Below are 15,877 nucleotides of genomic sequence, written 5' to 3' on the forward strand. Positions count from 1 at the left end.
CGGGCACGAACCAGCCGAGCGCCCCGTATAACAAGGGGAGATGCCGCTAGGGTCCTCTGTCCTAGAAACACATAAGGAATATTCATGAACATTCTTGACAAGGTCGATGCAGCGTCCATGCGCGACGATATCCCGGACTTCCGTCCCGGCGATACCCTCGACGTGCACGTAAAGGTGATCGAAGGTCAAAAGACCCGTACCCAGCTCTTCCGTGGCGTTGTGATTCGTCGCCAGGGTGCCGGCGTGCGTGAGACCTTCACCGTACGCAAGGTCTCCTTCGGTATTGGTGTGGAGCGTACCTTCCCGGTACACACCCCCAACATCGACAAGATCGAGGTCGTTTCCCGCGGCCGCGTGCGTCGCGCCAAGCTGTACTACCTGCGCGATCGCAAGGGCAAGGCAGCCAAGATTCGCGAGCGCCGCTAAGAGCGCATTGCTTAAAAAGACCCCTCCGGGGGTCTTTTTTTATTGCCAAATCACTCAGGTATCAGGCTTGAGCTGCTTGTCATAGGCGTTGGGGTGAAGACCAGGAATCTAGGAGGGCTTGCTCATTCGATGCGGATGGGATCTGGTTGGGGCAGGGGGACGTCGAAAAGCTAGGAAGCGGTGCTAGAGTGCAAGCCGTGAGTGAAGCCGAAAACCCCAAGGCCGAGAAGAAGCAACTTCCTTGGTACGTAGAAATCCCGCTGGTGATGTTTGTAACCCTGGCGGTTATTGTGTTGATTCAAACCTTCGTTGGCAGGCTCTACGTCATTCCAAGTGCCTCGATGGAGCCGACGTTGCATGGCTGCGCGGGTTGCACTGGGGATCGCATCATCGTGGATAAGCTCACCTACGATTTTTCCGATCCCAAACCGGGCGATGTAGTGGTGTTTAAAGGCACCGACTCCTGGAATGAGGGCTTTGTTAATCAACAATCCCAAAATCCCGTGACCTCCAAATTGCGCAATATCGCCTCCTGGGTTGGTTTGGCCTCAACGGATGAAAATGACCTGGTCAAGCGGGTGATTGCCACCGGTGGGCAAACGGTTCAGTGCCTTGAAGGGGATCAGGGCGTGAAAGTTGATGGCAAACTCATCGATCAATCCTTCGTGCAAAACCCACCCTCGAATCCTGTGCAAGGACCTGGGGGCTCTGAGGCCTGTGGCGGACCATATTTCGGGCCGGTGAAAGTGCCAGAGGGCAACTTGTGGGTGATGGGCGATAACCGAACCAACTCGGCGGATTCGCGCTACCACATGGGGGATCAGTACCAAGGCACCATTCCTGAAGACAATGTCATTGGCAAGGTCCGCTGGATCGTCTTCCCCTTCAACCGCATCCAAAGCGTGGATGCCTATGACCTTCAAGGCTAAGTGCGCACGCTGAAGCAATTGCGCACCTTCGATGTTGCGCTAGACAAAGCAGGCCTGGGGCCGGTCGCGGGAGTAGACGAAGCCGGCCGGGGAGCATGTTGTGGGCCTATCTCAATCGCCGCCTGCATCCTGCCACCGAAAATCCTGCCCGCCCTGGATGGTCTCACCGACTCCAAAGCCCTGTCACCTGCGCGCCGCAATACGCTTTTCGACGCCATCCGTACCCACGCACTGGCCTATTCCATCGTGCATATCTCGGCTCAAGACATTGATGCCCATGGTATTCAACATGCCAATATCTCAGGCATGCGTCGCGCGGTGGCACAGCTTCACATACGACCCGGCTACGTGCTCAGCGACGCCATGCGGGTCGAAGGAATGGAAACCGCAATGCTGCCGATGATTGGCGGCGATGCGGCCTCACGCAGCATTGCTGCTGCGAGCGTGTTGGCAAAAGTATCGCGAGATAGGGCGATGGAGGCGTTAGATCTTCGCTTGCCCAACTATGGATTAGCGGCCCATAAGGGATATGGGACGAAGTCTCATATGGATGCGGTGCGCCGCCACGGTGCAAGCGAAGAACATCGTTATAGTTATGCCAATGTCCAGGCAGCACATCGCCACTGGCTAGAGCAGAACACCTAAAGGCACCTACACAAGGGAGCACCATGAGCGCCGAAGACCTTGAAAACTATGAGGCAGAAGTCGAGCTTTCTCTCTACCGCGAATACCGCGATGTGGTGAGCCAATTCTCCTATGTAGTAGAAACAGATCGTCGTTTCTACCTTGCCAATGCCGTGGAACTGATCCCGCATACCGAAGGCAAAGAGGTCTACTACGAAGTGCGCATGTCTGATGCATGGGTCTGGGATATGTACAGGGCCGCACGCTTCGTGCGCTATGTACGCGTAATTACCTACAAGGACGTCAATATCGAAGAGTTGGACAAGCCAGATTTCGTTCTTCCCGACTAAAAGCACAACCAAGCCCCGCACAGTGTGTGGGGCTTTTTCAGTATTTGGTGTGGGGGTTTTTAATGGCCGGTTGCTGGCGTGTTGGGATCTGGCGTGCTGGGATATTGGGCGGCAGCCGTTGGTGATCTTCGAAGCTGCTGAAGATTTTTCGGGCACTTTCCCCTGTTTGGTTCCCTGGTTGCCTAAATTTTTCCAAGTTGTGGATCGCTCCCAGTATCGGTGCTGGGGATTTTAAGGGTGATGCTGAGGTTATCCACAACTGCTGCGCTACTGCCGGCGAAGTGCTGGCAAGAAACCTCGCGGTTGCAGACACTAGAGCTACAACGGCACCAAGAGGTTCCGGCACGCACAATTTTTAGGGGGAAACGCGATGCCAACGGCAAAGAGTATGCGATTGGGCAAACACGGTGAGGATCTTGCCGCCGAAGACTATGAGGCCAAGGGGTATTTGGTACTTGAGCGAAACGTCGTCACACCATTTGGTGAACTCGACCTGATTGTTACTCGCGGCAAAGAGGTACGAATTGTCGAGGTAAAAACACGCAGCAGCGCCGCCTTCGGTGCTGAGCACTCGGTGGATAGGCAGAAGTTTCGCCGCATGAAACGCGCTGCCGTGTGGTGGATGCGAAGGCACCAGATTCGGGCGGTGAGCTTCGATGTTGTAGCCATTACTGCTGGAAAATTGGAGCGATTCGAAGGGGTGGATCGTGGCGCTTGCTAAAACCCTCAGCGCCGCTTTAAGCGGAGCCCACGCCAATTTGGTTCGCGTGGAGGTCAACATTGGCCCAGGTTTACCTGGTACCTACATCGTTGGGCTTGGCGACGCCGCCGTGGGTGAAGCCCGCGACCGACTCAAAACTGCAGCCATGAATGCCCAGCTCGGCTGGCCTAAAACCAAGGTGATGGTCAACCTATCACCGGCAAGCATGCCCAAGCACGGCACCATGATGGACCTCGGCATCTGCATGGCCATTTTGGCTGCCAGTGCTGAAGGTTTCGATATCGAGCATGTGCTGTTTTTAGGGGAGGTGGGCTTGGATGGGCGCATCACCGGTGTCCGAGGCGTTGCCGCGGGCATTTTGGCTGCTGCTGACGCCAAGATCCAGATTGCGGTGGTGCCCAAGGCCAATGCCGAAGAAGCAGCCAGTGTGGCCCCAGAGCACCTCACCGTTTTGATTGCTGAAGATATTGCCCAAGTAGCGGCGTGGTGCCAGGCATCTGTGAGCCTTGAGCAAGCGAAAGCAAGACCACGCCAGCCTAAGCGTCACCTGAACATGCTCGATGTGGTGGGTCAGCAGCAGGCCAAACGCGCTGCGATGATTGCAGCGGCAGGCGGGCACCACTTTATGATGATCGGCCCACCAGGCTCAGGAAAGTCGATGATTGCACGACGCTTCGCAGGTTTACTGCCAGCACTGGCACCGCAGCAGGAACGCGAATGCCGCGCTATTTGTTCAATTACCGGCGAGGAATTTTCAGGCCCGCCCTTTGTGGCTCCGCACCATAGTGTGAGTAAAGCATCCCTGCTAGGAGGTGGCCCCGGGTTGCCACAACCAGGGGCAGTGACGAAGGCGCATCGGGGAGTGCTGTTTTTAGACGAGGTCAGCGAAATAGCAGCAGGCGTGCTCGACGCGCTGCGTGTGCCATTAGATCGCGGCAAAGTTGAGCTCCTTCGAGCCAATGGCAGTGTTGTCTTTCCTGCGCAATTTCAACTGGTATTGGCCGCAAATCCTTGCCGGTGTGGGGCCGCAGAAGCACGAGATTGCGCATGCAAGCCTCAGCATCGTGCGCGTTATTTACAAAACCTTTCGGGGCCTTTGCGTGATCGCCTCGATATGGTGGTGCGCACCCAACCGAAGGGAAGCCTGCGAGAACTGCATGGCATGAGTAGTGAAGAAATGGCTCAAGCTGCAGCGCGGGCACGGATGCGTGCGCAGCAGCGTTTTGCCTCAATGGGCATGCATGCCACGAATAATGCGCGGGTTCCAGCAGGCAGATTGCGTAAGGATCTGCAGGCAGCCCCTGATGCGATGGCCTTGCTCGAAAGCTATTTGGCCGTGGGTGCTTTAAGTCAGCGCGCGGTGGATCGAACGCTGCGTCTGGCGTGGACGATTGCGGATCTCGAAGCGGCAGCCACGCCCACTATTGAGCATGTTGCAGAAGCACTGGAATATAACGCCACCATGCAGGAGCTGATGGCATGAGCCGGAAGCAGGCCTGGGCGTATATGTCCAGAACGATCGAAGGGCCAAGTAGAACGCTGCAAGAATTGCTGGCTCAAGGCCGGGATATCGAAGCGATCGCACGCGGGGTGAAACAACGAGAACCTTGGTGTGGAGCACTATTGCAGCAAACCCAGTCGCGCTACGGTGAGGATCAATCAAGTGAAGACCTTGCCAAGATACGCGCACTAGGTGGCAGGCTGATCACCCCGGAAGATCCAGAGTGGCCACGAGAAGCCTTTGATCAAGCCTTTGGCTTTGCCGCCTCTGGTGTGAGCGAACATGCCCGTTCCTATGCCGATGATGCAGTATCACCGCATGCGCTGTGGGTTCGTGGCCAAGATCTCGGTGGCTTAAGCCAGCAGGCAGTCGCGATGGTTGGCACCAGGGCTATTTCACCCTATGGGTCGAGGGTTTGTGCCATGGTGGGCGAGCACCTTGCCCAGCACCATTGGACGATCGTTTCAGGAGGTGCGCTCGGTGTGGATACCGCCGCACATCAAGCGGCGCTGGCGGCAGGGGGTTCCACGGTCGTGGTAGCTGCGTGCGGTTTGGATCGTGCATATCCTGCGCGCAACGCCGCGTTGTTTGAGCAGGTAGTAGAACGCGGTGCGGTGGTTAGTGAATATCCACCAGGCATGGTGCCGCATCGGCATCGCTTTTTAACAAGAAATAGGCTGGTAGCAGCCCTAAGTGCCGGGGTTGTGGTGGTAGAAGCGGCGTGGAGAAGCGGTGCGCTCAACACCCTGTTGTGGGCTCAAGCTTTTGGCAAGGTGGCCATGGCTATACCTGGGCCGATTACCAGCGTGAATGCTCTTGGATGCCACGAAAAGATCAAAACTGGCGATGCCCAAATGGTGTGTTCAGGCCAAGAAATTCTCGAGCTCATCCAACGCCTCGGCAGCGTCGATGCCACAGCACAATATGAATTGGACTTCGCCGCAGACCCAATCCAGCGACTTCCACGCAATGAGTTGAGAGTCTTCGACGCGCTTTCAGGCCAACCCCAATCGGTGGAAGAAATCGCCCAGCAAGCGGGTTTGAGTATGGCCTTGAGCATGCACCTGCTGGTGACCTTGGAGCACAAAGGCTTGATCCAACGCGAAGGCGCACATTGGTTGCGCGCCCAGTAGGCTAGATGCCCATGGGCACCACGCAAATGCTTGAGCTTATCGACGACTACGTTGATCATTTGCGCTTTGTGCTTGGTAGATCCGAGGCCACCATTCGTGGCTATCGCTCAGATCTTCGCGCCTTTGCGCACTCGCGGCCAAGCCTTGAGGCCATGAGCCTGGAAGATTGCCGCGACGCACTCGGCGAGGCGGTAGAGGCGGGGGCTTCGCGAGCCACGCTTGCCCGGCGCACCGCTGCGCTGAAAGGCTTTAGCGCCTGGCTTTTTGCCCAGGGCTATCTCTCAAGTGATGTTGCTGCACGCCTGCAAGCCCCAAAGGTTGGCAAGCACCTCCCCAAAGTGCTCAATGAGCACACTGCTGCCGAGGTAGTGCACAAAGAATTAGATGAGGATGCTTCGCCTGCACAACAGGCAGAAGTGCTTCGTGATCTCGCAATCCTTGAGTTGCTGTATGCCACGGGCATGCGCGTGGCAGAACTCGTTGCTTTGGATATCGCAGATCTTGATCCTGCAACACGCATTGCCAAGGTAACCGGTAAGGGCAATAAACAACGCATGGTGCCTTTTGGCACTCAAGCAGCCGCCGCGCTCAAGGCATGGCTTGAGCACGGTCGTGGCCACTTCGCCGGTAATGCAAGCGGCAATGCGCTCTTTTTAGGCGTTCGTGGCGGCAGGTTAAATGTGCGCCAAGTGCGCAGACTCGTGCAAGCCCAAGGTGATCGCGCCGGGGTGGAAGGCCTCGGGCCACACGCCTTGCGCCACAGCGCGGCCACGCACCTGCTTGACCACGGAGCTGATTTACGCGTGGTGCAGGAATTGCTGGGCCATTCCTCTTTGCAAACCACGCAGATCTATACCCACGTCAGTACCCAGCGGCTCCAAGAGGCATTCAAGCAGGCGCATCCACGCGCCTAATCCCAGATTCAAGCAACTGATCTATCGGCGCATTGTTTCCTGGCAAAGTGCTGCTTTAAGAATCAATGGGTTTGAGTCTGATTATGGGAATATCGAGCAGGGATAGGGGATTGATATAGCTTTTCGGCCCAGTTTTCATTCCCCAATGCAGCCCCTGTTCACCCTGTGCGCTCAGAAGGATGCCGATCACTTGCCCTGCTTGTACGGTGTCTCCTTTTGCCACCACTGCACGAATTGGCTGATAGGTGCTACGAAGGCCATCGGGGTGATCGATCGAGAGCACGGGGGTGCCAGCAACCACGCCTGCAAACGCCACCGTGCCTTGCTCTGCAGCTACCACGGGACTGCCCGGTGCTAGTCCAAGATCAACACCGCGATGCCCCGGAAGCCAATCGTGTTCACCAACATCAAACGCTTTGGTTACTCTTCCCGGATACTGTGTGCCGGTGGCAGGGGAGACGTAGGCAAAAGCCTCAGGTATGGAGCCAAAGGCGATCAAGGAGCAAAGTGCGATGGCGTTTAAAGCTGAAAAGATGCGCATGCGCTCAGGATGAGATCATCGCGGGATCTTTGCCATCCGGCGAGGATTTGGCTGTGGAAAATGTGACCAGTGGTGTAGGTGATAGGGAAGTTTTCACAACTGGAAATAAATTTTGGAATTTCCGCAGGCAGCAGATAGGATTGCTCCTCAGCAGTGTGTCTGCACAGTGTTGTGCTGTGCAATTATGGCCACTGACTACGCGCGACCGCGAAGGTAATTGGCCTTAAAAACGCCAGTGCCGCCGGCGGCCACGAGGTCCCATGTTGCTTGTTTTAGGCATCAGGGTGTGGCTTAAGGAGCGTCGGTAGCCAGGGCGCGGGGAGAACCCGCGCACGTACAGATAACCGAACCACATACTTGAAAAGGAGCACCATGGCTGTTGTAACCATGCGTGAACTGCTCGATGCTGGTGTGCACTTTGGTCACCAGACCCGTCGTTGGAACCCGAAGATGCGTCGTTTCATCTTCACCGACCGCAACGGCATCTACATCATCGACCTGCAGCAGACCCTGACCTACATCGATGAGGCCTACGAATTTGTCAAGGAGACCGTTGCCCACGGTGGCACCATCCTTTACGTTGGCACCAAGAAGCAGGCTCAGGAAGCTGTGAAGAACCAGGCTGAGCGCGTTGGTATGCCTTATGTGAACCACCGCTGGCTCGGCGGCATGCTCACCAACTTCCAGACCGTGTCCAAGCGTCTGCACCGCATGAAGGAACTGCAGGCAATGGACGCTGCTGAGGGTGGCTACGAGGGTCGCACCAAGAAGGAAGTACTGATGCTCACCCGTGAGCGTCAGAAGCTCGAGCGCGTGCTCGGCGGTATCGCCGACATGACCAAGGTGCCTTCCGCCATGTGGATCGTAGACACCAACAAGGAGCACATCGCCGTCAACGAGGCACACAAGCTCAACATCCCCGTAGTTGCCATCCTGGACACCAACTGCGACCCGGACGTTGTGAACTACCCCGTGCCCGGCAACGACGACTCCATCGGCTCCATCGACGTGCTCACCCGCGTCATCTCCTCCGCAGTCTCCGCTGGTAAGCAGGCTCGCGAGGAGCGCCAGTTGGCTGCACAGAAGGAAGCTGCCGGCGACACCGAGAAGACCGAAGTTGCCGCAAAGGTTGAGGCTACCGAAGAGGTTGCTGCCAAGGTGGAAGCCCCCAAGGCAGAAGCTGCAGAGGCTAAGTCTGAGTAATAGCTAGCTCATGCCACACATCTAAAGGCCCCAACCTCACGCGGCGTTTGCTGCTTGGCTGGGGTCTTGCATGTTGTTATGCGCATGACAAGGCACGGCACTGCAATAGCGCAAGCTATGGCAAAAAGTATGTGGTTGCGCCGTAACCACGCAACACTGAAACATCACCAAGCCAGCGCATCTTGTCGCGTTTGGTTAGTGTAAACAGTGACCACAACGTACAACATCCCTATACAAGGAGGGTCGCCCCAAATATGGCGAACTACACCGCTGCTGATGTGAAGAAGCTTCGCGAGCTAACCGGCTCCGGCATGCTCGACTGCAAGAAGGCACTCGAGGAAACCGACGGCGACTTCGACAAGGCTGTTGAGATCCTGCGCATCAAGGGCGCTAAGGACGTGGGCAAGCGCGCAGAGCGCAACGCCCTTGAAGGCCTGATCGCTGTGTCTGGCAACACCATGGTCGAGATCAACTCCGAGACCGACTTCGTTGCTAAGAACGCTGAGTTCAAGGAATTCGCTCAGAAGGTTGCCGACGCTGCTGCTGCAGTGAAGGCTAACTCCCCTGAGGAGCTTGCTGCTGCTGAGGTTGACGGCAAGCCTGCTGGCGAGGCTGTGCAAGAGCTTTCCGCCAAGATCGGCGAGAAGCTCGAGCTGCGTCGCGCCGTGACCCTTGAGGGCGAGAACATCTCCGTGTACCTGCACCACCGTGCAGCCGACCTGCCCCCGGCAGTTGGCGTGCTCGTTGCATACACCGGCGAGGGCGAAGAGGCCAAGGCTGCTGCACACGCTGCTGCAATGCAGGTTGCTGCACTGAAGGCTCAGTACCTGACCCGCGAGGACGTTCCTGCTGAGGTTGTAGAAAACGAGCGTTCCATCGCCGAGCAGATCACCCGTGACGAGGGCAAGCCTGAGCAGGCTATCCCGAAGATCGTTGAGGGTCGCCTCGGTGGCTTCTACAAGGACGTCGTACTGCTCGAGCAGGCTTCTGTTGCTGATAGCAAGAAGACCGTCAAGCAGGTTATGGACGATGCAGGTGTAACCCTCACCGGCTTCGTTCGTTACGAGGTTGGCCAGCATTAATTTGTGCCTTGCAATGCCCGTCCCCTTTGAAGTTGGGGGCGGGCATTTTGCTTATCGACGCTCCACGCGCACCTGCGGGCCGTCATGGCCAAGGAAAATAAGCTCACAGCGTGCGACCTGAATATCCATGGCCTTTTCCACGATCCGCGCGTACACCTCGAGCTGCAGGAAGTAACTGCTAATGGTCTCAGGGGTAGCAGCGCGATCCGTCTTATAATCCGCGATAATCCATTCGCCGTGTGCATCGCGGTATAGCACGTCGATGATGCCTTCCACAGCAACATCATCGATCCGGTCAAACACCGGCAGTTCACGGTAGACCCGTTCAGCCTGCAAACTTTGCTGGTAGGGCTCCGATAAAGCGAAGCATTCGGCTGCGCTAACCACATCAGCAACGGCTTGGGCTTCAAGGTTGTGAAGCGGAGCGATAGCCTCTGCGAGCGCCTGGGCGTCTTCGCCTTCTGGTAGTAGCTCCATCACCTCGTGTACTGCGGAACCGAAGGCTGTGCCGCCGGCTGTTTTCAGCTTGGTATTGCCAAGAATCTTGGTGTGACTATCGTGCTTGCTTGCCAGCAATGCGCGTAACCTCGCGCCGGTGGCAAGCGTTGCCGAGGTGGGCTGCTCTGCTTCAGGCTCCGCTGAGTTTTCAGCGTGGGCGATTGCGGTCACCGAGATTCTCGGCGCCTGCTGTGCTGCGCGGGCAAGGTGTTCTTGGAGGCTGGCCACGTGGCGTTGTGCTTGGTCGAAGTCCAACTCCCGGTCAGTCTGCTCTTGTTTGGGGAGAGGGCGGCTGCCACCGGGCAATGTATCAGCACTGACCATTGGCAAGTGGTGGCCGATGGTTTGGATGGCGTCGTACAACATGGCGCCGTAGAACTTCGTGGAGGCTTTGCCCTTGGCTTTCAACGCAGGTTCGAGCGGAATAGCCAGCGTGTTGCGTGCTCGGGTGGCAGCTACGTATAGCAGGCGGATTGCTTCGAACTGGGCTGCGAGTTTTTCGTACTCGCACATGGCCTTATAGCCGTCGGTGCTGAAGTCACCCAACTTAAATTCGAGCACTTTATTGTCTTTGGCCAAGCCTTGAGCAGGTGCTTGATGTGACTTGTGGTGCGCCATGCCGGCCATGATCACCATGGGGAATTCGCGGCCCTTGGAGCGGTGAATCGTCATCACCCGAACACCCTTGGTGCCGTTGTCTAACACCGGCTCTGCCACACCTTGTGAACTTGCTGCTTGTTGATCAGCCCAGTGCACGAATTCCCGCAGCCCATAACCGGTGCTGGCCACGAATTCTTCTGTGATCTCTAAAAGCAGCGACACCCGTGGCAGGTTGGCGCGTTGGCTGTGTTCGGAGGCTAATGCCTCACGCACCGCGGCGGATTGCACCAGCTCAGCCATGAACACATGCAGTGGCACTTTCCGAGTCCGCAGATGTTGTTGCTGTAACCACGCCTTTGCTTGAGACACAGGGTGATCGGCTGGGGGATCATCTAGCTGATGATATTGGGCTAGTTCGCGGTCGCTGCAGCCGAGGATTGCCGAGCGCAGTGCAGCAACCTGGGTGAACTTATCGGCTGGGTCTGCGATGGCGCGCAGCACGGTGAGCAGCTCATTGATTTCTGGGGCGTTGAAGAGTTGTGTGGAGCCTTCAGAAACATAGGGGATCCCCTCGGTGATCAGCAGGTCGATCACGCGGCGCGCGATGGTGTGGGTGGGCGCCAGGATGGCGATGTCTTCCAATTCCAGCGCGGCAGTGCCTTCCGGGGCGTCTTTGAGGAACTCGCCACCTTCATCAGCCATGCTCGCCTTGATTAGCGAGGCAATGTCGGCCATCTCGATTTCGCGGTGTGGGGTGCTATCAGAACCCATGGTGCCGATAGCTTCGATGGCCTCATCATTGCGCAGGATCAACACCTGACCTGGCCGATCACCGGATGCATCCGGGTACTCCATCGGCACATAATCCACGGCACATGGGGCGTGATCCGATGTTTCGGCGATGTGGGCAGCTTGGGCGAACAGTTCCCCGAATATCAGGTTGACGCCATCGACAACCGCCGGTGCTGAGCGGAAATTGTTGGCCAAATGCACCACGCTGTGCCCTTCTTCGCCGTAGGAGGGGAAGTGTGTGCGGGCAAGCATGTAGGTATCGAGGTCTGCGTTGCGGAAGCGGTAGATGGACTGTTTGGGGTCACCCACTAAGAACAGCTTGCCGGGGACCGGGTGCTCGCCAGCACCACGAGCGATATGTTCGAAGATCTCAAGCTGGGCTGGGTCGGTGTCTTGGAATTCGTCTACGCAAATGGTGTGGAAGCGCTCGTGCAAGGCTTGAGCGATGTCTGGCTTGCGCACCAGGCGCTGGGCCAGGTAGATCATGTCGTGGAATTCGATCATGCCGGTGCGGCAGCGCTGCTGTGCAAGCTCCACGGTACGGGCCGCCAAGACGGCGCGCACCTGGGTCAGCGCCCGGTGGACTGGGCCTAAGCGCTGGATCTCTACGTTTTCCAGCTCCTCGCGGATCGTATCTCTTACTTGCTTAGGTGTGAGGCCATTCCAGTGCTTGGTAGAACCACCTCGGAAATCCATGTGCGGCGCTACAAAGTCCTCTGGATGTGCCCCATCATCCACATAGCGGTGTAGCTCGCTTTGTAGGGGAGCAACCACGTTTTGGTACAGCTTGTCTGCGTGGTTAGTGCACAACGCTGCGAGTTGTTCTACGCGTTGGAGCATTTTGCGCAGGTAATCCACAGTGAGGCGATCACCTGGGTGGATTGGCGCATTTAGAGTTTGGTCGAGTTCGCCCCAGTGCGCATCCATCCACCCCACGAGATTGCCAAGTTGGTTCACGCGGACCTCATTGGCGGTGAGGCACTCGAGTGCGCCGCGCAGGTCGGCGCCGCTGACTGGGACGGGTAGGGCGTCGACGAGCTTAGTGGTCTCTGCATGCCCTTGCATGGATGCGGTGAGCAGCGCAAGTGTGTCGTTGATGCGCTCGGCAATGGCTACGTCGGCAAGCAAATCATTGGACTTTTCCACCCGTGGTGGCAAGCCTGCCTCGAGGGGGAAGATTTTGAGGATGCGCATGCAAAAGGAGTGCAGCGTCTCAATGGCTGCGCCGGGCAATGCTTCGAGGGCTTCGCTGGCGCGTTGTTTGGCTTGCTCAACATCGGAGAAGGTGCGGGCGCTGGCGTGTTGAATGCTGAGTTGGCCAGTGTGTGCGATTTCTGCGAAGTTGCGTCGCAGGCGTGTAACCAGCTCGGCTGCAGCGGATTCGGTGAAGGTGATGGCCACAATGCGTGAGATGGGCACGCCACGTTCGATCACCAGGGTGACGATTCGGCTGACCAGTTGGAAGGTCTTGCCGGAGCCGGCACCGGCCTCGACAAAGATGGATTGATCAACGTGGTTGGTGATCAAGTGACGGTTGAAGTTGTCCATGTTGCTGGGATCTGGTTGTTGCACCACGTTATTGCTCCTCGTCTTCGGCGATGTTCAGCGGCGTGAGCCCCAACAATTGCAGCCTGGAAGCCGCGACAGCGGTGCTGGCTCCAAGGCGCACGGCGCGCTCAGTCATGATGGGATTGCCTGAGATCTCATAGGGCGGGAAGGCACCATCGGCAATAAATGAGGTGATCTTTGCTAGCCGTTGTTCCAATTCCGCCTGGGCGTTGTCGTCATAGATGATTCGGATGAGCTCGAAGTTCTCGTCAAGGAAGAAGAGGTAGCCCGAAACAATGGTCACGGGATAATTGTCGGTGTTAATCTTTGCCACCTCGCTGGCTAGCTCAGCCAGCGGGCCTTCGGTAATTGTTCCCGCTAAGGCCTGTCGGATGGCTTCACCGTAGGCCGCGAGCTGGAAGCGGTAGCCGTGTTTGGCATTGCCGGTGTACTCGTCGCCGTTGAATGCAGCTTTGTAGGTTTTAGGCTTGCCTGATTTGTAGTCCAAGACGGCGAGCACGGCTTGCTGGCTTTCGTGGTCGATCTGCAGATCAACACGGTCGATCACACCGCCAAGGGTAAGGGTGTGCCTGTTGCTCAAAGGGATCTTTAGCGGTGGTGAATCTTCGGCGTCGTACACACGGCCAAACGGCACCTCAACGCCAATAGGTCGCCACGTTTTCGAGCGTGCGATCTCGACTTTGACAAAGGCATCGCTAACTCGGAGCACCTCGGTTTGGAAGGCCTGCCACATCACGCCCGGGATGGAGGAATCGCGGCGGGCATTGAGTTCTTCCATCGCGATCTCGCGCATGCGCAGCACCCCTGCATTAAAGTCCACGTCGCTATAGCGGTGATCCAGGGATGCAATGTCTAACCACATTTCGCGGATCCAGCGTTCAAAGATGCGGTGGTAGATGGTGCCACGATCTCGGGCATCGATCTCGGCGGCGCCAAAGGAATCCTCCAATACCCTTTGGCCGAGGATGCGCTCGATAAAGAACACCAGGGGATTTTGGGTAAATAGCTCAAGTGCTGAGGTTGATAGCTGCTGTTCTAGCACCGCGTTGCTCAAGCCTGGGCCAATCCAGCCATTAAAGGCAGCGCTATCGCCAGCCCATTCGCCTTCTTGGCGGGCCTGCATTGTGTGCAAGAAGCGTTGCACCTGCTGTTTCGTCTGAGCATCCTGGCCTCCTGCGAGCAGGTTGAGGTCAAAGGCAGTTGCCGGCAGGCTTGAAGCCTGATGCCATTCTTGGATAAGCGGGCCGTGGTGGTGCACATCGCCATCGGCCCAGGGGGAGCGTTCTACTTTAGAAGTCCCCACCAGCAAGCTGCGCGGATGGGAGATCAGCACCTTGCTGGAGGCTCGCAGTGCGTGCTGGAAGGCGCGCTCACGTCGGTCGAGGAATGCCTTGGAGGTATTACCGGACTGCTCGGGTGTAATAGCAGCATTAGAGCCAAGGGATCCTGGTAGCGCATCATCGCTGGCGCCACAGATGATGCAGAGTTGCATGGACCTACCCACCAGGCCTTCGAGGCTGGTCAATTGCACCATGCCCTGCTGTGTGGAAGGTAGCGGAGTGGCCAGTGCTTGATCGCTGAGCTCGGCCAGCATTACCGCGCTGGCGCTGAGTTGATGTTGGCGCATGGTGTCGAGCAGCCGATTGAAAAATGCTTGCTCCTCGGCGTTCATCTTGCGCAGAAGGCTGCCGCGCAGCTGGCTGAGCGCCTCGGCGAGCGCTGCCAAGCTCTCAGCCTGGTGTAAGCCTTTTAATTGTTTGGCCAGGGCGTTGACAAAGCGCTTGACCTCTGTCACGGCCTTGAGCTCTTCTGCTTTTTCGATCCAATCATCACCCTGGTTCAAGTTGGCCAGCCCACGGGTGGCGAAATCAAAGGAGCTCAAACTGGGTGCGTCTTTGAGAATCCCCGAGGCAAGCAGCGCCGCCACCTCTGGCCTTGGCATGAGTGAGGGATCCAGCATGAGCAATTGGCGAATCCCGCGGGCGAACGGTTCCTGGGCCCAGGTGCGGGGATTCATAGCACTAAAAGGAATGCCTGCGCGCTCAAGTGCTTGGTGCAGTGCACCCATCTGGCTGGCATTGCAGTAGGCAACTGCAATGCTGTGCAGCGGCACGCCACCGGCTACGGCTTCGAGTACCTGCGCTGCAGCAAAGTCTGCTTCGTCGGTATTGGAGACGAAGCTGTGGTGTTCAATCTCAGCCTGCCCAGTGACGGCAGGGAAGTCCACCTCGTGGCGGGCATCATCGGGCAGTTGCTGCACAAACCATTCGCTGAGCGTGTCAAAAGCAATATCGCCGGCGAGCACGTATTGGGTTCCGCGCCGGGCTGCGCGCTGGATAAGGAATTCCGCCACATCGGGCAAGGTAAACCAGTGCTCGGCACAATCCTCACCGATGCTCTTGGCAAGCGCAGCCACAGCAGCAGGCAGGCGCGCACCGCCATGGGCATCGCGGCGCTGGGCGGGCAAGTTCAGCAGGGCGAGTACGGCCTCGGCAAGCGCTTCGCGGGTCACGGCCTCATCGTTAATGCCTTGGCGGTGAAATTCCGTCTCGGGAGCCTCGTCTTGGAGCGCGGCGGTAACTTTGACTGCTACATCGCGAAGCTGCAGTGGCCGGCGCGGCGCTAGAAGGCGCCCGGATTCTAGGAGGTATTGGCGGATGCCACCGACTTGCACTCCGGCGATGGCCCCGCCCTGAGTCATCTGCGCGATGACGTCATCGCGAGCATGCTGGCCGCAAAGCACCACGATTTCAGCCTCGGGGTGTGTTTGACGGACGGACTGTAAAGCTGCGTTCAGCGTTTGCTTCATCGTGTGTACCTTGGCTTCGAGCTTCAGCCTCAGGGGCTTTCGAGGGGCTTTGAACTAGTACATAGGTTACCTGGACACCTCCGAGAAACCCTCAGCAACAATCGAACAGTAGTTCTAAGTCTTGATGCGTTCCCGGATCGAGGTGACGTTGAACACGGCTGCGTGGGACGTCGAAAAGCTCAAAA

13 protein-coding genes are annotated in these 15,877 nt (G+C 57.5%); 10 read left to right on the forward strand and 3 right to left on the reverse strand.

Annotated elements, in window-relative coordinates; all coding sequences use genetic code 11:
• The first annotated feature begins 84 nt into the window (after positions 1 to 84).
• From rplS to CPPEL_RS04320, 8 genes are all read left to right on the forward strand, one after another.
• Positions 85 to 426, forward strand: a complete 342-nt coding sequence (gene rplS, locus CPPEL_RS04285; protein ID WP_123934483.1) for a 50S ribosomal protein L19 — start codon at positions 85 to 87, stop codon at positions 424 to 426.
• Between the two features lie 188 nt (positions 427 to 614).
• Complete coding sequence (gene lepB, locus CPPEL_RS04290) at positions 615 to 1,355, forward strand: signal peptidase I (protein ID WP_229718335.1); 741 nt, start codon at positions 615 to 617, stop codon at positions 1,353 to 1,355.
• Positions 1,356 to 2,000, forward strand: coding sequence for a ribonuclease HII (locus tag CPPEL_RS04295; protein WP_123959978.1), 645 nt, complete (start codon positions 1,356 to 1,358; stop codon positions 1,998 to 2,000).
• Positions 2,001 to 2,023: 23 nt separating this feature from the next.
• Positions 2,024 to 2,329, forward strand: a complete 306-nt coding sequence (locus CPPEL_RS04300) for a DUF2469 domain-containing protein (RefSeq protein WP_123959979.1) — start codon at positions 2,024 to 2,026, stop codon at positions 2,327 to 2,329.
• Positions 2,330 to 2,723: 394 nt separating this feature from the next.
• Positions 2,724 to 3,050 carry a YraN family protein gene (locus tag CPPEL_RS04305; RefSeq protein WP_425453813.1) on the forward strand — a complete coding sequence of 109 codons (327 nt, stop codon included), beginning with the start codon at positions 2,724 to 2,726 and terminating at the stop codon, positions 3,048 to 3,050.
• Entirely contained in the window at positions 3,037 to 4,533 is a 1,497-nt protein-coding gene (locus tag CPPEL_RS04310) for a YifB family Mg chelatase-like AAA ATPase (protein WP_123959981.1), read from the forward strand. Before CPPEL_RS04305 ends, CPPEL_RS04310 begins: the two co-directional genes overlap by 14 nt.
• Positions 4,530 to 5,684, forward strand: a complete 1,155-nt coding sequence (gene dprA, locus CPPEL_RS04315) for a DNA-processing protein DprA (protein WP_123959982.1) — start codon at positions 4,530 to 4,532, stop codon at positions 5,682 to 5,684. The genes CPPEL_RS04310 and dprA overlap by 4 nt, the downstream gene beginning before the upstream one ends.
• A gap of 11 nt (positions 5,685 to 5,695) precedes the next feature.
• Positions 5,696 to 6,598, forward strand: a complete 903-nt coding sequence (locus CPPEL_RS04320; RefSeq protein ID WP_245990507.1) for a tyrosine recombinase XerC — start codon at positions 5,696 to 5,698, stop codon at positions 6,596 to 6,598.
• Positions 6,599 to 6,653: 55 nt separating this feature from the next.
• On the opposite strand, the gene CPPEL_RS04325 is transcribed toward CPPEL_RS04320, so the two are convergent.
• Complete coding sequence (locus tag CPPEL_RS04325) at positions 6,654 to 7,139, reverse strand: M23 family metallopeptidase (RefSeq protein ID WP_123959983.1); 486 nt, start codon at positions 7,137 to 7,139, stop codon at positions 6,654 to 6,656.
• Positions 7,140 to 7,511: 372 nt separating this feature from the next.
• On the opposite strand from CPPEL_RS04325, the gene rpsB reads away from it, so the two are divergent.
• Together rpsB and tsf are read left to right on the forward strand one after the other, a co-directional pair.
• Positions 7,512 to 8,342 carry a 30S ribosomal protein S2 gene (gene rpsB, locus CPPEL_RS04330; protein ID WP_123959984.1) on the forward strand — a complete coding sequence of 277 codons (831 nt, stop codon included), beginning with the start codon at positions 7,512 to 7,514 and terminating at the stop codon, positions 8,340 to 8,342.
• Positions 8,343 to 8,596: 254 nt separating this feature from the next.
• Positions 8,597 to 9,424 (forward strand): translation elongation factor Ts, encoded by an 828-nt coding sequence (gene tsf / locus CPPEL_RS04335; protein WP_123959985.1) that lies wholly within the window; start codon positions 8,597 to 8,599, stop codon positions 9,422 to 9,424.
• A gap of 51 nt (positions 9,425 to 9,475) precedes the next feature.
• Here tsf and CPPEL_RS04340 read toward each other — a convergent pair whose 3' ends face one another.
• Positions 9,476 to 12,889 carry a UvrD-helicase domain-containing protein gene (locus tag CPPEL_RS04340; protein WP_123959986.1) on the reverse strand — a complete coding sequence of 1,138 codons (3,414 nt, stop codon included), beginning with the start codon at positions 12,887 to 12,889 and terminating at the stop codon, positions 9,476 to 9,478.
• 1 nt (position 12,890) lies between these two features.
• On the reverse strand, positions 12,891 to 15,692 hold the full coding sequence (locus CPPEL_RS04345; protein ID WP_123959987.1) for a PD-(D/E)XK nuclease family protein: 2,802 nt from the start codon (positions 15,690 to 15,692) through the stop codon (positions 12,891 to 12,893).
• Between the last annotated feature and the right edge of the window lie 185 nt (positions 15,693 to 15,877).

This window comes from Corynebacterium pseudopelargi, from assembly GCF_003814005.1.
Taxonomy (GTDB): domain Bacteria; phylum Actinomycetota; class Actinomycetes; order Mycobacteriales; family Mycobacteriaceae; genus Corynebacterium; species Corynebacterium pseudopelargi.

Bases quoted from the DNA above. Each gene is read 5' to 3' on its own strand.
- tsf (WP_123959985.1), top strand. From the start codon at position 8,597: ATGGCGAACTACACCGCTGCTGATGTGAAGAAGCTTCGCGAGCTAACC.
- CPPEL_RS04345 (WP_123959987.1), bottom strand. From the start codon at position 15,692: ATGAAGCAAACGCTGAACGCAGCTTTACAGTCCGTCCGTCAAACACAC.
- CPPEL_RS04300 (WP_123959979.1), top strand. From the start codon at position 2,024: ATGAGCGCCGAAGACCTTGAAAACTATGAGGCAGAAGTCGAGCTTTCT.
- rpsB (WP_123959984.1), top strand. From the start codon at position 7,512: ATGGCTGTTGTAACCATGCGTGAACTGCTCGATGCTGGTGTGCACTTT.
- CPPEL_RS04325 (WP_123959983.1), bottom strand. From the start codon at position 7,139: ATGCGCATCTTTTCAGCTTTAAACGCCATCGCACTTTGCTCCTTGATC.
- CPPEL_RS04320 (WP_245990507.1), top strand. From the start codon at position 5,696: ATGGGCACCACGCAAATGCTTGAGCTTATCGACGACTACGTTGATCAT.
- dprA (WP_123959982.1), top strand. From the start codon at position 4,530: ATGAGCCGGAAGCAGGCCTGGGCGTATATGTCCAGAACGATCGAAGGG.
- rplS (WP_123934483.1), top strand. From the start codon at position 85: ATGAACATTCTTGACAAGGTCGATGCAGCGTCCATGCGCGACGATATC.